General features: G+C 60.4%; 14 protein-coding genes. 9 read left to right on the plus strand and 5 right to left on the minus strand.

Going from position 1 to position 18,457, the window contains the following annotated elements:
• Positions 1-124 precede the first annotated feature (124 nt).
• A complete protein-coding gene (locus tag BM026_RS18940) occupies positions 125-835 on the minus strand; it encodes a helix-turn-helix transcriptional regulator (protein ID WP_092248284.1) in 711 nt (236 codons plus the stop codon).
• Between the two features lie 380 nt (positions 836-1,215).
• Here BM026_RS18940 and BM026_RS18945 point away from each other — a divergent pair, with 380 nt between their 5' ends.
• A complete protein-coding gene (locus BM026_RS18945) occupies positions 1,216-1,992 on the plus strand; it encodes a ferredoxin--NADP reductase (RefSeq protein WP_093125859.1) in 777 nt (258 codons plus the stop codon).
• Positions 1,993-2,035: 43 nt separating this feature from the next.
• Here BM026_RS18945 and mscL read toward each other — a convergent pair whose 3' ends face one another.
• The gene (mscL, locus tag BM026_RS18950) at positions 2,036-2,452 is read right to left on the minus strand and encodes a large-conductance mechanosensitive channel protein MscL (RefSeq protein WP_071489958.1); all 417 of its coding nucleotides are present in this window, start codon (positions 2,450-2,452) and stop codon (positions 2,036-2,038) included.
• A 287-nt stretch (positions 2,453-2,739) separates the two neighbouring features.
• Here mscL and katB point away from each other — a divergent pair, with 287 nt between their 5' ends.
• From katB to BM026_RS18970, 4 genes are read left to right on the plus strand one after another with little or no spacing between them, the layout of a single operon-like run.
• Positions 2,740-4,281 (plus strand): catalase KatB, encoded by a 1,542-nt coding sequence (katB, locus tag BM026_RS18955; protein ID WP_093529691.1) that lies wholly within the window; start codon positions 2,740-2,742, stop codon positions 4,279-4,281.
• 58 nt (positions 4,282-4,339) lie between these two features.
• Positions 4,340-4,879 (plus strand): ankyrin repeat domain-containing protein, encoded by a 540-nt coding sequence (locus tag BM026_RS18960; protein WP_092248290.1) that lies wholly within the window; start codon positions 4,340-4,342, stop codon positions 4,877-4,879.
• Between the two features lie 35 nt (positions 4,880-4,914).
• Positions 4,915-6,282, plus strand: a complete 1,368-nt coding sequence (gene radA, locus BM026_RS18965; RefSeq protein WP_049711449.1) for a DNA repair protein RadA — start codon at positions 4,915-4,917, stop codon at positions 6,280-6,282.
• 15 nt (positions 6,283-6,297) lie between these two features.
• A complete protein-coding gene (locus tag BM026_RS18970; protein WP_093514370.1) occupies positions 6,298-7,023 on the plus strand; it encodes a hypothetical protein in 726 nt (241 codons plus the stop codon).
• Between the two features lie 4 nt (positions 7,024-7,027).
• Here BM026_RS18970 and BM026_RS18975 read toward each other — a convergent pair whose 3' ends face one another.
• A complete protein-coding gene (locus tag BM026_RS18975; protein WP_058427704.1) occupies positions 7,028-7,396 on the minus strand; it encodes a PilZ domain-containing protein in 369 nt (122 codons plus the stop codon).
• Between the two features lie 174 nt (positions 7,397-7,570).
• Between BM026_RS18975 and BM026_RS18980 the strand changes: the two genes are divergently transcribed.
• The 3 genes from BM026_RS18980 to yjiA all read left to right on the plus strand — a co-directional run bounded on the left by BM026_RS18980 (position 7,571) and on the right by yjiA (position 10,947).
• Positions 7,571-9,637, plus strand: coding sequence for a carbon starvation CstA family protein (locus BM026_RS18980; RefSeq protein ID WP_058427703.1), 2,067 nt, complete (start codon positions 7,571-7,573; stop codon positions 9,635-9,637).
• Positions 9,638-9,652: 15 nt separating this feature from the next.
• Positions 9,653-9,850: a YbdD/YjiX family protein gene (locus tag BM026_RS18985; RefSeq protein WP_003194308.1), complete on the plus strand. Its 198-nt coding sequence runs from the start codon at positions 9,653-9,655 to the stop codon at positions 9,848-9,850.
• Positions 9,851-9,987: 137 nt separating this feature from the next.
• The gene (yjiA, locus tag BM026_RS18990; RefSeq protein ID WP_093125864.1) at positions 9,988-10,947 is read left to right on the plus strand and encodes a GTPase; all 960 of its coding nucleotides are present in this window, start codon (positions 9,988-9,990) and stop codon (positions 10,945-10,947) included.
• A 184-nt stretch (positions 10,948-11,131) separates the two neighbouring features.
• Here the strand turns inward: yjiA and glyA are convergent, their stop codons facing one another.
• Together glyA and BM026_RS19000 are read right to left on the minus strand one after the other, a co-directional pair.
• Positions 11,132-12,385: a serine hydroxymethyltransferase gene (glyA, locus tag BM026_RS18995; protein ID WP_058427701.1), complete on the minus strand. Its 1,254-nt coding sequence runs from the start codon at positions 12,383-12,385 to the stop codon at positions 11,132-11,134.
• Between the two features lie 229 nt (positions 12,386-12,614).
• Positions 12,615-16,466: a sensor domain-containing protein gene (locus BM026_RS19000; RefSeq protein WP_093514372.1), complete on the minus strand. Its 3,852-nt coding sequence runs from the start codon at positions 16,464-16,466 to the stop codon at positions 12,615-12,617.
• Positions 16,467-16,753: 287 nt separating this feature from the next.
• On the opposite strand from BM026_RS19000, the gene ettA reads away from it, so the two are divergent.
• Positions 16,754-18,418, plus strand: coding sequence for an energy-dependent translational throttle protein EttA (gene ettA / locus BM026_RS19005; protein WP_071489964.1), 1,665 nt, complete (start codon positions 16,754-16,756; stop codon positions 18,416-18,418).
• The last annotated feature ends 39 nt before the right edge of the window (positions 18,419-18,457 follow it).

The raw sequence follows: 18,457 nt of genomic DNA on the forward strand, positions 1-18,457 counted from the left end.
CAGCGGTTGCCGAACCGTCTGAGTGAACCACGGGCGACACCCCGGAGGGGTCGCTCAGCACTCAGAGTGGGTGGTAAATGTTACGTTTTTTTCAGCGCGATTACATGCGGTGTTTCTTGGCCGGTTAAATAATCCCGGCCTGCGCGGCGCGAAGCACGGCGGCGATTTTGTTGTTGACGCCCAGTTTCTTGAGGATACTGCTGACATGAAAGCCTACCGTACGCTCGGACAAACAAAGTATGGCGGCGATATCTGCTGCGGTCTTGCCCATGCCAGACCACATAAGGACTTCCGTTTCCCTAGGGGTCAATTTGCTTGCAGGGTTGACGCTGGGTTTTTCGGCAAACTTCTGCGCCAGCACGGCATGCATGGCGTGGCAAAGCCATAGCGCCATTCCTGCTTTTTCATACAATTCTTCCGGGCTGATGTCACCTTTGCCACGGCTCAACGTCAGCATGCTGAAGACCCCCCGGAAATCATGCACGCTGATGGTCAACGCCTTGTGTACCTCCAAGGTAGCGGCCAAAGACCAAAGACTGGGCACGTCTTTGAATGTTTCCTCCTTCCAGACAAGGGGTAACACGCCCTCCCTACAATGTTTCACTACGGGGTCTACATCGAAGTAGTGCGCTTGGTGGTATAGATTTTTCCATTCAATTGGATAGTTCGTCAGTTCCACCGGTTTGTTTTCACCGTTGGTGAGTTGAGAACTCATCTTGAAGGAACAGTATTGGAAACCGAGTTCGTAGGCCTTGTTGATGGTCATTTCAAATACGCTGGTGACCTCGTCCTCACCTTCGAGCGAGTGGAGTCGTGTATTTCGCCAGTTAAGCATGGGTAAATCTCCATGGGGTCTCCGTGACTTGGGGTACGTCCTTTATCCCCAACGTTGCACGAAAATCAGTGTAGGACACGTACTACATGGCGAGAGGAAAATTTCGTTCTTGCGCTGTAAGGTTTAAGAATTTTTCCACAGGAAGGTAGTTAGCCAAGCAATTGGCAAGTTTGAAACTCGCGATTTATTAGGGGGTTGAAGCCCCTGTAACAACCCACTAACAGCGGCTATATGAGGCAGTTTTTAAAGCTAATAGCGAATTGATCGAAGGTGAAATTAATTTGCCATCATTGCGTACTGGTGTGATGCCACTCCCTATCGTAGGTGTTTCCGCGCACGACTTTGAGCGACACTAGGGCACCTGTAGAACGGAGCCCCCCATGACGGCCAGTGCTGAGAAATTTACCCGCCAGATCTTGCTCGACGTGCAATCGCTGACCCCCAGCCTGTTTACCCTGCGCACCACCCGCGATCCGGGCTTTCGTTTTACCGCGGGCCAGTTTGTACGTCTGGGTGTCACCAAGGCGGATGGCAGCACGGTATGGCGTGCGTATTCCTTGGTGTCCTCGCCGTTTGATGAGCACCTGGATTTCTTCTCGATTGTCGTCCCGGACGGTGAGTTCACCAGCGAGCTGAGCCGTCTGCGAGTCGGCGATACCTTGATGGTGGAGCGCCAGGCCACGGGGTTCCTGACCTTGAACCGCTTCGTCGACGGTCGGGATTTGTGGATGCTTGGCACCGGCACCGGGGTGGCGCCGTTTTTGTCGATCCTGCAAGACTTCGAGGTCTGGGAGAAATTCGAGCGCATCATCCTGGTGTACAGCGCACGGGAAGCCAGAGAGCTGGCTTACCAAGAGCTGATCAACGAGTTGGGCGAGCGCGAATACCTGACCGAATACGCGCACAAACTGACCTACATCCCCATTGTTACCCGCGAACAACACCCCGGCGCATTGAATGGGCGCATCACCACGCTGATCGAAAATGGCGAACTGGAGCGCGCGGCCGGCGTCGAACTGACCCCGGAGCATTCCCGCGTGCTGATTTGCGGCAACCCGCAGATGGTCGATGACACGCGCCAACTGCTCAAGCTGCGCGATATGAACCTCAGCTTGAGCCGGCGACCTGGCCAGGTGGCGGTGGAGAACTACTGGTAATAAAAAAGGCGCCTCAAACAGGCGCCTTTTCGTGCCGGCTCGATTAGAGCGGCTTGTCGTTCTGTGCCTTGAGCAGATCGCGGATCTCACCCAGCAGCACTTCTTCCTTGGTCGGCGTCGGCGGCAGGCTTGGCGCCACGGCCTCTTCACGTTTGAGGCGATTGATCGCCTTCACGCCCATGAAGATCGCAAACGCGATGATCACAAAGTCGATGACGCTCTGGATGAACTTGCCGTATGCCAGGACCACCGCAGGCACATCGCCTTGGGCAGCCTTTAGCGTTATCGCCAGGTCACCGAAGTCCACGCCACCGATCAACAGACCAATGGGCGGCATCACCACGTCGCCTACAAACGAGGAAACAATTTTGCCGAAGGCTGCGCCGATGATAATACCGACCGCCATGTCGACCACATTACCTTTGACCGCGAAGGCCTTGAACTCACTGATCACGCCCATAGGTTATTCCTTGTTACAGATGAGAAGGGTGGTACCCAGTGTAAGTCAGTCGTAGAGGGCTTGCCTGAAACAACCGCTCACACTGTTAGCTTTTATCGACACATTAAAACGCAATTAGTTTGCAAAGTGCCATCAATCGCGCGCGAAATACCCGCCAAATCAGCGACTTACCAGATTATTTTATCAATCGGGTTGTTATGGCTTTTCTATTTATCTTCTGACTCGCGGGTCACTAGCCTCTGGCAAGCACAACTGAATGTGCACTAAAAAAACCAGAGGAAACCTCGATGAAGAATCCAATGAGCCGCGGGCCTGTTACCGCGCGATCCGCGCTGGTACTGGTGACCGCCAGCCTGCTTTCCCTGTCTGTACACGCCGCCAACCTGACCCGCGACAACGGTGCCGCCGTCGGTGACAACCAGAACTCGCAAACCGCCGGCGCCAATGGCCCGGTGCTACTCCAGGACGTGCAGCTTATTCAGAAATTGCAGCGCTTCGACCGCGAACGTATCCCCGAGCGCGTTGTACACGCCCGTGGTACCGGTGCCCACGGCACCTTTACCGTCACTGATAGCCTCAGCGACCTGACCAAGGCCAAGGTGTTTGCCGCCGGCGAGGCCACCCCGGTGTTCGTGCGCTTCTCCGCCGTGGTCCACGGCAACCACTCCCCGGAAACCCTGCGTGACCCACGCGGTTTCGCCACCAAGTTCTATACCGCCGAAGGCAATTGGGATTTGGTGGGCAACAACTTCCCGACGTTCTTCATCCGTGATGCCATCAAGTTCCCTGACATGGTCCACGCGTTCAAGCCAGACCCACGTACCAACCTGGATGACGATTCGCGGCGCTTCGACTTCTTCTCCCACGTGCCCGAAGCCACCCGTACGCTGACCGAGTTGTACTCCGACTCCGGCACCCCGGCCAGTTATCGGGAGATGGACGGCAACGGTGTGCACGCCTACAAGCTGATCAACGCCAAGGGTGAAGTGCACTACGTCAAGTTCCACTGGAAAAGCCTGCAAGGCATCAAGAACCTCGATCCCAAGCAGGTCACCGAAGTGCAGGGCCGCGACTACAGCCACATGACCAATGACCTGGTCACCCACATCAACAAGGGCGACTTCCCCAAGTGGGACCTGTACGTGCAGGTGCTCAAGCCTGAAGACCTGGCCAAGTTCGATTTCGACCCGCTGGACGCCACCAAGATCTGGCCGAACGTGCCTGAGCGCAAAGTCGGGCAAATGGTGTTGAACCGCAACCCGGCCAACGTGTTCCAGGAAACCGAGCAGGTAGCCATGGCCCCGGCCAACCTGGTGCCGGGCATCGAGCCGTCGGAAGATCGCCTGCTGCAAGGCCGGGTGTTCTCCTACGCCGACACCCAGATGTACCGCCTGGGCGCCAATGCCCTGCAACTGCCGATCAACGCGCCACGGGTGACCGTCAACAACGGCAACCAGGACGGCGCGATGAACTTCGGCAAGACCACCACCGGTGTGAACTACCAGCCAAGTCGCCTGTTGCCACGGGAAGAACCGCAAACCGCGCGCTACAGCCAGTCGGCGCTGTCAGGCAGCACCCAGCAGGCGAAGATCCAGCGTGAGCAGAACTTCAAGCAGGCGGGTGACTTGTACCGCTCCTACAGCAAGAAAGAGCGTCAGGACTTGATCGAAAACTTCGGCGGCTCGCTGGCCACCACCGATGACGAGAGCAAACACATCATCCTGTCGTTCCTCTACAAAGCCGACCCGGAGTACGGCACCGGTGTAGCCAAGGTGGCCAAAGGTGACCTGGCGCGCGTGAAGGCGCTGGCGGAAAAACTGACTGACTGATCCGTTGGTTACGGTCGACGCCCCGATACGGGCGTCGACCCCTGGCAGGAGAACAACCATGCGAATTTCTATCGGCTTGCTGATGGCCATGCTGGCCTTTGTCGCCCAGGCCGAGACTCCCGACCCGGTGGCGCTCAAGGCCCAATTGCAGGACTACTATTTCGACGCCGCCCGCCGTGGCGACCTCGACATGCTCAATACCTTTATCGACTCCGGCTACAGCCTCAACACCCAGGACGACAAGGGCTACACCGCGCTGATCCTCGCTGCCTACCACGGCCAGGGGCCTTTCGTGGAGCGCCTGCTCAACGCCGGTGCCGACGCCTGCGTGCAGGACAAACGCGGCAACACCGCGCTGATGGGCGCGATCTTCAAGGGCGAGTTGAAAATCGCCCAGCGCCTGCTGGCCACCGACTGCAACCCCGACCAGCGCAACGGTGCCGGACAGACCGCGGCCATGTACGCCGGGCTGTTCAAGCGTGTCGAGCTGCTGGATGAACTCAAGGCCAAGGGGGCCGATCTCAATGCCGAAGACCCGGTCGGTAACACCGCTTCACGCTTGGCCAGTGGTGAAATCCGGACCCCGGCGTCGCGCTGAGCTATCATCGCGGTTTTTCGGTTGGAGGTTCTCAAATGGCAAAGGCCAAGCGCATGTACGGCTGCACGGAGTGCGGCGCGACCTTTCCCAAGTGGGCCGGCCAGTGCTCCGAGTGCGGTGCGTGGAACACCCTGACTGAAACCATGATTGAGAGTGGCGGTGCGGCGGCCCCCACCGGCCGGGCCGGCTGGACCGGGCAGCAGGCGCAGATCAAGACCCTGGCTGAAGTCAGCGTCGAAGAGATCCCGCGTTTTTCCACGGCATCCGGCGAATTGGACCGCGTGCTGGGCGGCGGCCTGGTGGACGGCTCGGTGGTGCTGATCGGCGGCGACCCGGGCATCGGCAAGTCGACGATTTTGCTGCAAACCCTGTGCAGCATCGCCAGCCGCATGCCGGCGCTGTACGTCACCGGCGAAGAATCCCAGCAACAAGTGGCCATGCGCGCCCGCCGCCTGGGGTTGCCCCAGGATCAGCTGCGGGTCATGACCGAGACCTGCATCGAAAGCATCATTGCCACGGCCCGTATCGAAAAGCCCAAGGTCATGGTGATCGACTCGATCCAGACCATTTTCACCGAGCAGTTGCAATCGGCGCCGGGTGGCGTGTCCCAGGTGCGCGAGAGTGCGGCGCTGCTGGTGCGGTATGCCAAGCAGAGCGGCACGGCGATCTTCCTGGTCGGCCACGTCACCAAGGAAGGCGCGCTGGCCGGGCCTCGGGTGCTCGAGCATATGGTCGACACGGTGCTGTATTTCGAGGGCGAGTCCGATGGTCGCCTGCGCTTGCTGCGGGCGGTGAAGAACCGTTTCGGGGCGGTGAACGAGTTGGGTGTATTCGCCATGACCGACCGGGGGCTGAAAGAAGTCTCCAACCCATCAGCGATTTTCCTGACGCGTGCCCAGGAAGAAGTCCCTGGCAGTGTGGTGATGGCAACGTGGGAAGGCACCCGGCCGATGCTGGTGGAAGTGCAGGCGTTGGTGGATGACAGCCACCTGGCCAACCCGCGCCGCGTGACCCTGGGCCTGGACCAGAACCGCCTGGCGATGCTGTTGGCGGTCCTGCACCGCCACGGTGGCATCCCGACCCATGACCAGGACGTGTTCCTCAACGTGGTCGGCGGGGTCAAGGTGCTGGAGACCGCCTCCGACCTGGCGTTGATGGCGGCAGTCATGTCCAGCCTGCGTAACCGGCCATTGCCCCATGACTTGCTGGTGTTTGGTGAAGTCGGTTTGTCCGGTGAAGTTCGCCCGGTGCCCAGCGGCCAGGAGCGCTTGAAGGAAGCGGCCAAGCATGGCTTCAAGCGTGCCATCGTGCCCAAGGGCAACGCGCCGAAGGAATCGCCGCCCGGGATACAGATTATTGGGGTGACCCGCCTGGAGCAGGCACTGGATGCACTTTTCGAGTAAACAGGGAGGGGCGCAATGCAACGAACGAATCGCTGGGGCGTGCTCGCCCTGTTCATGACCTTGGCCGGTCTGCCTGTCCTGGCGTGGGCCGACTTGCCGGCGGGATATCGCCTGGCGCAAAAGCTGGTCACGGAAGAAGGCAGCGTGCTGCAGGTGCTGGAAGACCAGCGCATCAGCGCTCAATTGCACAAGGACAGTTGGGGCAACGGGTTGGACGAAGACTCGTTCGACGAGCCCGGTGACCTGGTTGAAAACCCGTTGCTCGACGCCCAGCTGCGTCTGGTATCGGCCGCCGGCGAGGTGATCGCGCGCAAGAACCTCGGCTACCCGCTGGCCAAGGTCAAGAAAGCCCCGCTCAAGGGACAGCCCGCGCCTGTGTATTTTTTGATCGTTGATCAGACCGCGCCCATGGGCAGCTACAGTGGCCCGGCCACGCAACTGTTACTGCCTGCCAAGCAGGAACTGGAACCGGTGAGCTACCAGGACACCGACGGCAAACTCAAACCACTGACCCTGGCCAGCACCGGCAAGGCGGCCTGGAAGGTTTCGACGCCCGTCGACGGTAGTGCGGATGAGCTGTTGCAAATCTCGTGCTTTATGGACGGCGACGGTGACGATGATTTTGCCACGCGTTACCAGACCTACCGTTGGGTGGATGGCCAGTGGCAGGCGGCATCGACGCAGAAAGCCGGTTACTGGGACACGGAAAGCGACTTCCCGGCGCGTACGGCATTTCCCTGAGCCGTCATACTTCCAGCAAGGCGGCCAACTCCCGGTGCAGCTCGTCCTCGTCACCCAGGTTCAACTCGATCAGCCGCCGCAAGTGGCTGATCGAATCCAGGTCGATGTGCTGACACACAAACCCCAGTTGCCCAGGATCCTCATGGGTCAGTCGCACTTGCATCTTTATATGCGCCTTCGGATCGAGGCGTATATCGACGTCGAACGGCAGCGCCTTGTTGCCCTTCCAGTCTTCCGGCCGTTGCACCAGCAGGCCTTTTAGCGACAGGTCCACCAATTGCACTGGCCATTCGCGGCCGTTTTGCCGAATTTCGGTCTTGGCATCAAAGGCGATGCGGCGGAAACGACGGCGGTCAGACGGTTGCTCGGTCATGGTGAAGCCCTCCGGGGATAGGGGGATTGTAGCCGTGCGCCACTATTGGCTCGGTTTTTCTGCTTTTTTTGTCCGCAGAAGGCTCTAGACCAACGTAGGGGGGTGGCCTTTAAGTCCAGTAGCGCTAAACTCCGGATGGCTGTCCTTTCTGTCCACCCTGGCTGGAATATAAAAATGAAAAATAATAATAGCCTGCTACGCCACCTACCCTGGCTGGTGCTGGCAATCGTAGGAGCGTGCGCCCTGGGCGTAGTGGCCTTGCGCCGCGGCGAGGCGATCAACGCCTTGTGGATTGTGGTCGCTGCTGTGGCCATCTACCTGGTTGCGTACCGTTACTACAGTCTGTTCATCGCTAACAATGTGATGCAACTCGACCCACGGCGGGCCACCCCCGCAGTGCTCAACAACGACGGTCTGGACTATGTGCCGACCAACAAACACATCCTTTTTGGTCACCACTTTGCGGCCATTGCCGGTGCAGGCCCGCTGGTCGGCCCGGTATTGGCGGCGCAAATGGGTTACCTGCCCGGCACGCTCTGGCTGATTGCCGGCGTGGTGCTGGCCGGTGCGGTGCAGGACTTCATGGTCCTGTTCCTGTCCACCCGTCGCAACGGCCGTTCCCTGGGCGATATGGTTCGCGAAGAGATGGGCCGCATCCCGGGGACCATCGCGCTGTTCGGTTGCTTCCTGATCATGATCATCATCCTCGCGGTGCTGGCGCTGATCGTGGTCAAGGCGCTGGCCGAGAGCCCATGGGGCATTTTCACGGTGATGGCGACCATCCCGATCGCGATGTTCATGGGCATCTACATGCGCTACATCCGCCCGGGCCGCATCGGTGAAATCTCGATCATCGGCGTGCTGTTGCTGCTGGGTTCGATCTGGCTGGGCGGGCAGATTGCCGCTGATCCGGTCTGGGCCAAGGCGTTCACCTTCACCGGTATCCAGATCACCTGGATGCTGATCGGCTACGGTTTCGTCGCCGCCGTTCTGCCGGTGTGGCTGATCCTGGCACCGCGTGACTACCTCTCCACCTTCCTCAAGATCGGCACCATCATCGCCCTGGCGATCGGCATCCTGGTCACCATGCCAGAGCTGAAAATGCCGGCCTTGACCCAGTTCATCGACGGTACCGGCCCGGTGTGGAAGGGCGGCCTGTTTCCGTTCCTGTTCATCACCATCGCCTGTGGCGCGGTCTCGGGTTTCCACGCGCTGATCTCCTCGGGCACCACGCCCAAGCTCCTGGATAACGAAACCAACGCCCGCTACATCGGTTACGGCGGCATGCTGATGGAGTCGTTCGTGGCCATCATGGCGATGGTCGCCGCTTCGGTGATCGAACCTGGCGTGTACTTCGCCATGAACAGCCCGGCCGCTGTGGTCGGTGGTGATGTGGTGGCCGTGGCGCAAACCGTCAGCAGTTGGGGCTTTGCGATCACGCCTGAGGCGCTGCAAGCCGTGGCCCATGATATCGGCGAAACCACCATTCTGGCCCGTGCCGGTGGCGCGCCGACATTGGCGGTGGGTATCGCACAGATCCTGCACAGCGTACTGCCGGGTGAAAACACCATGGCATTCTGGTACCACTTTGCGATCCTGTTCGAAGCCCTGTTCATCCTCACGGCGGTGGATGCGGGCACCCGTGCCGGCCGCTTCATGCTGCAGGACCTGCTGGGTTCCTTCGTGCCGGCGCTGAAACGCACCGAGTCGTGGACCGCCAACCTCATTGCAACCGCCGGTTGCGTGGCGATGTGGGGTTACCTGCTGTACCAGGGCGTGATCGACCCACTGGGCGGTATCAACACCTTGTGGCCACTGTTCGGTATCTCCAACCAGATGCTGGCAGGTATCGCGCTGATGCTGGCAACCGTTGTGCTGATCAAAATGAAACGCCAACGCTACATCTGGGTGACCATGCTGCCGGCCGTCTGGCTGCTGATCTGCACCACCACGGCGGGCTTCATCAAGCTGTTCGACGCGAACCCGGCGATTGGCTTCCTGTCGCTGGCCAAGAAGTACAGCGATGCATTGGCCAACGGCCAGATCCTCGCCCCGGCCAAGAGCATCGACCAGATGCAGCACGTGATCTACAACGCCTACACCAATGCAACGCTGACGGCGCTGTTCCTGTTCGTGGTGTTCAGCATCCTGTTCTATGCGCTCAAGGTCGGCGTCGCCGCCTGGGGCAACAAAGAACGTACGGATAAAGAAGCCCCGTTCCAGGCTGTACCGGACGCGTAATCGAGGGTTGCAACCATGTTCAATGACATCAGTCGCCTCGGTAAATACCTCGGTCAGGCCGCGCGCCTGATGGTCGGCATGCCCGACTACGACACCTACGTCGAGCATATGCAAACCAAACACCCGGACAAGCCGGTGATGGACTACAAGGCGTTCTTCCGGGAACGCCAGGAAGCCCGTTACGGCGGCAAGGGTGGGCCCAAGTGCTGTTGAGTTAACGCAATATCCCTGTGGGAGGGGGCTTGCCCCCGATAGCGGTGTGTCAGTGACAGGTAAGTGCCTGACACGCTGCTATCGGGGGCGAGCCCCCTCCCACATTTGTTTCTGTGTTCCTTCAAGGAGAATTTCTTTTGTCCTCTCCCATTCCAGTCACGGTCCTCAGCGGCTTCCTGGGTGCCGGCAAGACCACCTTGCTGCGCCACCTGCTCAAAGCCGAGCACGGCCTGAAAATCGCCGTGATCGAAAACGAATTCAGTGACGCCGGTATCGACACCCAGCTGTTGGGCGCAGAACCGGTGCAAGTCATGACCCTGTCCAACGGCTGCGTGTGCTGCACCATCCACACCGACCTGACCAAGGCCCTGTACCTGCTGCTCGAGCGCCTGGACAGCGGCGAGATCGCCTTCGACCGCCTGGTGATCGAGTGCACCGGCCTGGCCGACCCGGCACCTGTGGCCCAGACCTTTTTCATCGACGAAGAACTGCGCGAGCGCTACATCCTCGACGGCATCATCACCCTGGTGGACGCGGCTCACGCCGAGCACCACCTGACCCAGACCATTGCCCAGGCCCAGATCGGCTTTGCCGACCGCCTGTTGGTGAGCAAACGCGACCTGGTGGATGACGCCACCTTCGATGCGCTCAGTGAACGCCTGACCCGCATCAATCGTCGTGCGCCGATCCGGGTGGTGGATCATGGCAAGATCGACCTGGCCGAGTTGCTCGATGTGCGCGGCTTCAACCTCAATGCCGGCATGAGCTTGCGTCCGGTGAGCAAGGCGCCGTCCATCGATCGTATCTCCAGCCTGGTATTGCGCACCGACCAGCCGCTGGATATCGACCGACTCAGTGAGTTCATGAACGAACTGCTGGAAGACCACGGCAAGCAACTGCTGCGCTACAAAGGCGTGCTGAACATTGCCGGGGAAGACCGGCGCATGGTGTTCCAGGGCGTGCTCAAGCTCTACGGTTTCGATTGGGATACCGAATGGGCCGAAGGCGAGGTGCGAGAGAGTGTGATCGTGTTCATTGCCGATGAGTTGCCCGAAGACAAGATTCGCGAAGGCTTTGCCAAGGTCTACCAACCCTGACTTGAAACACAATCCAATGTGGGAGGGGGCTTGCCCCCGATGAGGGTGTGTCAGTAGATAACTCTGTGACTGACACACTGCTATCGGGGGCAAGCCCCCTCCCACAATTAACTGTATTTCAAATTGGAATTTGGAATAAAAAAGCCCGGCTCAAGAGCCGGGCTTTTTAGTCAAGCAACTGCAATCAAGCGCCGTACACCGGCAGCTTCTTGCAGATGGCCTTGACCTTCTCACGTACCGCGTCGATCACGGCTTCGTTGTTCAGGTCGGCCAGGATGTCGCAGATCCAGCCGGCCAGTTCCTTGCACTCTGCTTCCTTGAAGCCGCGAGTGGTCACAGCCGGGGTGCCGAAGCGCAGGCCGGAGGTGACGAACGGCGAACGTGGGTCGTTCGGCACGGAGTTCTTGTTCACGGTGATGAAGGCTTTGCCCAGGGCCGCGTCAGCATCCTTACCGGAGATGTCCTGCTTGATCAGCGACAGCAGGAACAGGTGGTTTTCAGTACCGCCAGACACTACGTCAAAGCCGCGCTCGATGAACACGCTGGCCATGGCCTGGGCGTTCTTTACCACTTGTTGCTGGTAGGTCTTGAACTCAGGCTGCAGCGCTTCCTTGAAGCAGATCGCTTTAGCGGCGATCACGTGCTCCAGCGGGCCACCCTGGGCGCCTGGGAATACGGCGGAGTTCAGCTTCTTCTCGATGTCGGCGTTGGCGCGAGCCAGGATCAGGCCGCCACGTGGACCGCGCAGGGTCTTGTGGGTAGTGGTGGTCACGACGTCAGCGAAAGGTACCGGGTTCGGGTAGACGCCAGCGGCGACCAGACCGGCCACGTGGGCCATGTCGACGAACAGGTACGCACCGACCTTGTCAGCGATGGCGCGGAAGCGTGGGAAGTCCAGGATCTGCGAGTAGGCAGAGAAACCGGCCACGATCATTTTTGGCTTGTGTTCAACCGCCAGGCGCTCGACTTCGTCGTAGTCGATCAGGCCGTTGGCATCGATACCGTATTGAACGGCGTTGTACAGCTTGCCGGAGGAGGAAACGCTGGCGCCGTGGGTCAGGTGACCGCCGTGGGCCAGGCTCATGCCCAGGATGGTGTCGCCGCCTTGCAGCAGGGCCAGGTACACGGCGCTGTTGGCTTGGGAACCGGCGTGCGGCTGGACGTTGGCGTAGTCGGCGCCGAACAGTTCCTTGGCACGGTCAATAGCCAGTTGCTCAACCACGTCGACGTACTCGCAACCACCGTAGTAGCGCTTGCCCGGGTAGCCTTCGGCGTACTTGTTGGTCAGAACCGAACCTTGAGCCTCCATCACCGCAGGGCTGGTGTAGTTTTCCGAAGCGATCAGCTCAATGTGCTCTTCCTGGCGCACGGCTTCTTGCTCCATGGCGGCGAAGAGATCGGCGTCGTACTTGGCAATAGTCAAATCACGGCTGAACATGGCGGTCCTCAAGGATCGGGGGCAGAAAAGGAGGGCATTCTAACCCAATGGGTTTTAGATGGCATATGAAAGGACATCATGTCGCGGACAAGTGGGGCTCATCTGGGGATAGGCGGTGGCTGTGAGTGCCTTATCGGGGGCAAGCCCCTCCCACAGTTGAATGTGTTCGCAGATCAGAATGTGGGAGGGGGCTTGCCCCCGATGAGGCCAGTGGCCTCACCGCAGAATTTCAGTCGAACATGAACAGCGCATCATTGCTGAACTGCGCTTCGAACCGATTCGCCGGCATCGGCCGCCCGAACAGGTAGCCCTGCACCTCATCGCAGCCATGCTCACGCAGGAAATCCAGCTGTTCATGGGTTTCCACCCCCTCGGCGATCACCGCCAGGTTCAGGCTGTGGGCCATCGCGATAATGGCGCGGGCGATCTGGGCGTCCTGTTCGCCGGAGGGCAGGCCGTCGACGAAGGTGCGGTCGATCTTCAACACGTCGATGGGGAACTGCTTGAGGTAGTTGAGCGACGAGTAACCGGTGCCAAAGTCGTCGACCGCAATGCTCAGGCCCAGGTTCTTCAGGCTGTCGAGGATCTGCATGGCCTCGTTGACCTCACGCATCAGGATGCTTTCGGTCAGCTCCAGCTCCAGGCACGCCGGCGGCAGGCCGGTGTCCTTGAGGATGGTGGCGATGCGCGTACCCAACTGGCCGTCGGAGAATTGTCGCGCCGAGATATTCACCGAGACTTTCGGCACCCGCACCTTGTTCTGGTGCCAGGTCTTGAGCTGGCGACAGGCTTCGCTGATCACCCAGTCGCCCACGTCCACCACCAGGCCCAACTCTTCCAGCACCGGGATGAAGTCTCCCGGCGGCACCAGCCCGCGTCGAGGGTGGCGCCAGCGCAGCAGGGCTTCGGCGCCGGTCAGGCGTTTGCCGTCGCCGCTGAACTGCGGCTGGTAATAGAGCACGAATTCGTTCTGGTCCAGGGCGTGGCGCAGGTCGCTTTCCAGCTCCAGGCGTTCCAGGGCGCTGGCGTTCATGTCGGCCTGGTAGAACTGGAAGTTGTTCTTGCCGCGTTCCTTGGCGTGATACATCGCCGTGTCGGCGTTTTTCATCAACTGGCTCAGTTCGTTACCGTCCTGCGGGCTCAGGGCGATACCGATACTGGCGGTCACGAAGAACTCACGACCTTCCAGTACGAAAGGTTTCACCAGGCTGGCGAGGATCTGCTCGGCCACATGAATCGCACGGTTGAGTGCCATGTCACGGTTGACCCGTGGCTGCAGGAGCAAGGTGAACTCATCACCGCCCATGCGCGCCACAGTGTCGTCTTCGGCGACGCAGCCCAGCAGGCGGGTGGCCATTTCCTTGAGCATGCGGTCGCCGGCGGCGTGGCCCAGGGAGTCGTTGATCGGCTTGAAGCGGTCGAGGTCGAGGAACATCAGCACCACCCACGACTTCTGCCGTTCGGCGGACTGCAGCGCGGTGTGCAGGCGGTCCTGGAACAGTGTGCGGTTGGGCAGGTGGGTCAGGGCGTCGTAATAGGCCAGGCGGTGGATGCGCTGCTCGCTGGCCTTGCGCTCGCTGATATCACTGAAGAAGCATACATAGCTGGCCAGGTCGCCTTCGTCGTCGAACACCGCAGTAATGCCGACCCACGCCGGGTAATGCTCGCCATTGCGGCGCTTGAGCCACACTTCGCCTTCCCAGGTACTGTGCTGGTGCAATTGCTTGAGCACATAGCGCAGGTGGGCTTCCTGCTGTTCATCGACGGTGAGCATGTTCGGCAACTGGTCGAGTACATCGCTGACCGCATAGCCGCTGACCCGGCTGAACGCCTCGTTGGCCTGCACGATATAGCCGGCGGGGTCAGTGATCAGGATCGCCGAAGTGGAGTGCTCGAATACCGTGGCCGCCATGCGCAGGTCTTTCTCGGCGCGGCGTTGCTGGCTGATGTCGCGGCCCACCCCAAGGATGCCCTCGAAAGCGCCGTGTTCGTCCCACACCAGCACCAGGCGCAGTTCGATCGGCACCTTGCGACCGTCGGCGCGCAGGCAGTCGAACAGGAACAGCTGGGTCTGGATCTCATCACGCAGCCTGTTCAGCGCATCAGGATCGCCCAGCGCACGGCTGACCTGTTCCATCAGGCTGTAAATGCCGGTCAGTTGCTGCGGGTTGGCGATGATCGACTGCCAGCCGTTCTTGAACACCCAGTCCACGTCATAGCCGAGCACGGCGTTGACCGACGGGCTGACGTAGTTGAGGGCCAACTGACTGTCGGTGGAACAGATCACGTCGCTGATACTTTCGGCCAGCATGCGGTAGCGTTGTTCGCTGTCACGCAGGGATTCGCTGGCTTCGATCTGGTCGGTGATGTCCTTGGCCACGCCGATGATGCGGGTGATCTGCGCGGTCTTGTCCCGCGCCAGGGCTTGTTCGCGGATATCGAAGCGCCGCCATTCATTATTGCGGTGACGGAAGCGCAACTGGCATTGCAGTTGGGTGGTGTAGCCGACCTGGCGCTGTTGCTGGCGCAAGTCGTGGTAATGCTCGGCGTCTTCGGGGTGCAGCAGGATTTCCCAGAAGTACTCGCCCATCTGCTGCAATTCGGCCTTGTTATAGCCGAGGGTGTGGCCCAGATGGTGGTTGCTGAAAATCATGCGCTGGCTGATTACGTCCTGCACATACAGGTGGTCGGGCACGGTGCGCACCACGTCCGACCAGAAACTCTCGCGTTCCACCAGCGACAGTTCGATCAACTTGCGGCTGGTGATATCGCTGATGCTGAGGATCACCGCCTTGAAATCGTCCTGCTGCTCGGGCAGGCGCATCACCAGCCACAGGTATTGCTCGTTGCCGGCCACGTCCTTGAGCTGGATTTCCAGCTCCAACTGGCTTTGTCGGGTCAGCACGGCTTCGAGTATCTGGTAACCAATGGACGTGGCGTTGCGTGGGCAGTCATCGATCAGGCGTTCCCAGGCCTGCTCGCAGGAACCTACGTTCAACAGGCTGACCGCCACCTGGTTGACCTCGGTGACGCGCAGCTCCTTGAGCAGTTGCTGGCGCTCGCTGGGGTTGTGCTGCAGCCAGGCGTGCAGCTGCTCGCGGGTCTCCAGCCGAGTCTTGTCGAAGAACGCGTTCAGCCCCGACAGGTCCAGCACGCACAGGGCCACGCCGGTGCCTTCGAAAATATCCTGGTAGCGCCGCCGCCCCTCATGCACCTGGCGCTGACGGCGGCGCATGTTCAGCAGCACGATCACCGGGATCAACGAGAACGCCAGGCCCAGCAGGCATTTGCCGATGAAGGCCGGCAGCAGTTGCTCCAGCACCGCGCTGCGGTCGAACAGCCCGCGCAGTTGCCAGTCGCTTTTGCTCAACGGTGTGATCAGTACGCTTTTATTCAGTTCGTCGGGGGTCAATGCAGACGCCCACTGCGCCGGCATGCCGCTGTCGCGGCTGACCACGCGATGGTTGAGGCGGTTCTCGATGGCCCACATCGGGCGCTGGCCCTGGCCGTCCTGGCGGGTGAGGTTGGTCAGGTAGTTGGGGGCCAGGCGCAGCGCCCAATACATCCGTGAGCCGCCACTGGGCTGATGCAACAGTAGATAGATGAGGGTGCCGTCGTTGCTGTTGCTCAGGTAATAAGACTGGCCGTGGCTGCGTTGCACCAGTTCTTCGAGCCAGGCGCTGTCCTGGCTGTCGCTGGCACTGTCGCTGATCATCGCGCCGCTGGGGGCAAGCAGGGCGATGCTGCGCAATTCCGGCAGCGAACGTTGCAAGGTCCGCATCAAGGCCTGTTGCTGTTCGCTGTCACGCGGTGGCTCGACCATCGGCAGCAGGTTCAGGGCGATCTTTGCGCTGAGGGCCATGTTCAGGCTGATCTGTTCAGCCAGGTCGGCGCTGTAGTCGATGGTGTATTGCTGCTGGTTCTTCTGGTTTTGCTGCAACTGGTCCAGCAGTTGCCAGAACAATAACGCGAGCAGCATAAGGACAAGCGTCGCCAATGCGCCTTTGAGGGTGCCGTGCAGGGGCGCTCCCGGCGCTATATGAGCGGCGCGCAGGGGAGTTGGCGGCGTGACTTTGGACAAGCTGTGATCCTGCGGTTTGGCTGGACTGGCGCGCGACGTGCACTATAAGCCGGACGCCCGGAGGGCGGCTAGCATGCCTTGACTTGTGGCAAAGTGCCAGCCCTTGCCTGGCTGGACTGACCAAGCGCATTCAGGTAGCTTTGCCGGTTACGCGGGGGCGTTCCAGCCCCAGATATTCAGGCTTTATACCGCACGCTGGCATTGATGATAGTCAACGGCCCGCGCCGCGCATGGCCTGGCACGGGCTTCGCCCGCTTAATTCATCAGTCACTGACGCTAGGTTCACCATGGCTCAATACGTCTTCACCATGCATCGGCTGGGCAAAGTTGTCCCCCCGAAGCGGGAAATCCTGAAAAACATTTCGCTGTCCTTTTTCCCTGGCGCCAAGATCGGCGTACTCGGCCTCAACGGTTCGGGTAAATCCACGCTGCTGAAAATCATGGCCGGCGTCGACACCGAGTTCGAAGGCGAAGCCCGCCCGATGCCAGACCTGAACATCGGCTACCTGCCGCAAGAGCCGATCCTGGATCCGACCAAGACCGTGCGTGAAGTGGTCGAAGAAGCCGTCAGCGTGATCAAGGACGCCCAGGCGCGCCTGGACGAGGTCTACGCTGCCTACGCCGAACCGGACGCCGACTTCGACAAGCTCGCCGCCGAACAGGCCAAGCTCGAAGCCATCCTGCAGGCCGGCGACGGTCATAACCTGGAGCGCCAGCTGGAAGTCGCCGCCGACGCGCTGCGCCTGCCGGCATGGGACGCCAAGGTCGAACACCTGTCCGGTGGCGAGAAGCGCCGCGTGGCCCTGTGCCGCCTGCTGCTGTCGGCCCCCGACATGCTGCTGCTCGACGAACCGACCAACCACCTGGACGCCGATTCCGTCGCCTGGCTGGAACACTTCCTCCACGATTTCCCAGGCACCGTGGTTGCGATCACGCACGACCGCTACTTCCTGGACAACGTCGCCGGCTGGATCCTCGAGCTCGACCGTGGCGCCGGTATCCCTTACGAGGGCAACTACTCCGGTTGGCTGGAAGCCAAGTCCGACCGCCTGGCCGCCGAATCCAAGCAGCAATCGGCCCATGAAAAAGCCATGAAGGAAGAACTGGAGTGGGTGCGCAAAGGCGCCAAGGCCCGCCAGTCCAAGTCCAAGGCGCGTCTGCAACGCTTTGAAGAAATGCAATCGCAGGAATTCCAGAAGCGCTCGGAAACCAACGAGATCTACATCCCGGCCGGTCCGCGCCTGGGTGACAAGGTCATCGAGTTCAAGAACGTTACCAAAGGCTATGGCGACCGCGTACTGATCGACAACCTGTCGTTCTCCATGCCAAAAGGCGCGATCGTCGGCGTAATCGGCGGTAACGGTGCGGGTAAATCCACGCTGTTCCGCATGCTGATGGGCAAGGAAACCCCGGACTCGGGCACCATCGAAGTCGGCGAAACCGTGCAACTGGCCTGCGTGGACCAGAGCCGTGAAGACCTCGACGGCAGCAAGACCGTGTTCCAGCAGATTTCCGACGGCTCCGACCAGATCCGCATCGGCAACTATGAAATCCCGTCGCGTACCTATGTAGGCCGTTTCAACTTCAAGGGCGGCGACCAACAGAAGTTCGTCAAGGACCTGTCCGGTGGTGAGCGCGGTCGCTTGCACCTGGCCCTGACCCTGAAGGAGGGCGGCAACGTCCTGCTGCTCGACGAACCGTCCAACGACCTCGACGTTGAAACCCTGCGTTCCCTGGAAGAAGCCCTGCTGGACTTCCCGGGTGCTGCCATTGTGATCTCTCACGATCGGTGGTTCCTTGACCGCGTCGCGACGCACATCCTGGCGTACGAAGACGACTCGCAAGCGGTGTTCTTCGAAGGTAACTACACCGAGTACGAAGCGGACCGTAAAAAACGCTTGGGCGAAGCTGCTGCCCAGCCGCACCGTGTGCGTCACAAAAAACTGGCCTGATCCGGGCTGGTGATTTGAAAGAGCGGAGCCTTCGGGCTC

It is taken from the genome of Pseudomonas sp. NFPP24, assembly GCF_900112095.1.
In the GTDB taxonomy this organism is placed as follows: Bacteria; Pseudomonadota; Gammaproteobacteria; order Pseudomonadales; family Pseudomonadaceae; genus Aquipseudomonas; species Aquipseudomonas extremorientalis.

What these genes read in the sequence shown, in the direction of transcription:
- BM026_RS18975 (WP_058427704.1), bottom strand. Translation starts at nt 7,396, where the DNA reads ATGACCGAGCAACCGTCTGACCGCCGTCGTTTCCGCCGCATCGCCTTT.
- radA (WP_049711449.1), top strand. Translation starts at nt 4,915, where the DNA reads ATGGCAAAGGCCAAGCGCATGTACGGCTGCACGGAGTGCGGCGCGACC.
- BM026_RS18985 (WP_003194308.1), top strand. Translation starts at nt 9,653, where the DNA reads ATGTTCAATGACATCAGTCGCCTCGGTAAATACCTCGGTCAGGCCGCG.
- BM026_RS18940 (WP_092248284.1), bottom strand. Translation starts at nt 835, where the DNA reads ATGCTTAACTGGCGAAATACACGACTCCACTCGCTCGAAGGTGAGGAC.
- BM026_RS18960 (WP_092248290.1), top strand. Translation starts at nt 4,340, where the DNA reads ATGCGAATTTCTATCGGCTTGCTGATGGCCATGCTGGCCTTTGTCGCC.
- mscL (WP_071489958.1), bottom strand. Translation starts at nt 2,452, where the DNA reads ATGGGCGTGATCAGTGAGTTCAAGGCCTTCGCGGTCAAAGGTAATGTG.
- glyA (WP_058427701.1), bottom strand. Translation starts at nt 12,385, where the DNA reads ATGTTCAGCCGTGATTTGACTATTGCCAAGTACGACGCCGATCTCTTC.
- katB (WP_093529691.1), top strand. Translation starts at nt 2,740, where the DNA reads ATGAAGAATCCAATGAGCCGCGGGCCTGTTACCGCGCGATCCGCGCTG.
- BM026_RS18945 (WP_093125859.1), top strand. Translation starts at nt 1,216, where the DNA reads ATGACGGCCAGTGCTGAGAAATTTACCCGCCAGATCTTGCTCGACGTG.
- BM026_RS18980 (WP_058427703.1), top strand. Translation starts at nt 7,571, where the DNA reads ATGAAAAATAATAATAGCCTGCTACGCCACCTACCCTGGCTGGTGCTG.
- BM026_RS18970 (WP_093514370.1), top strand. Translation starts at nt 6,298, where the DNA reads ATGCAACGAACGAATCGCTGGGGCGTGCTCGCCCTGTTCATGACCTTG.
- ettA (WP_071489964.1), top strand. Translation starts at nt 16,754, where the DNA reads ATGGCTCAATACGTCTTCACCATGCATCGGCTGGGCAAAGTTGTCCCC.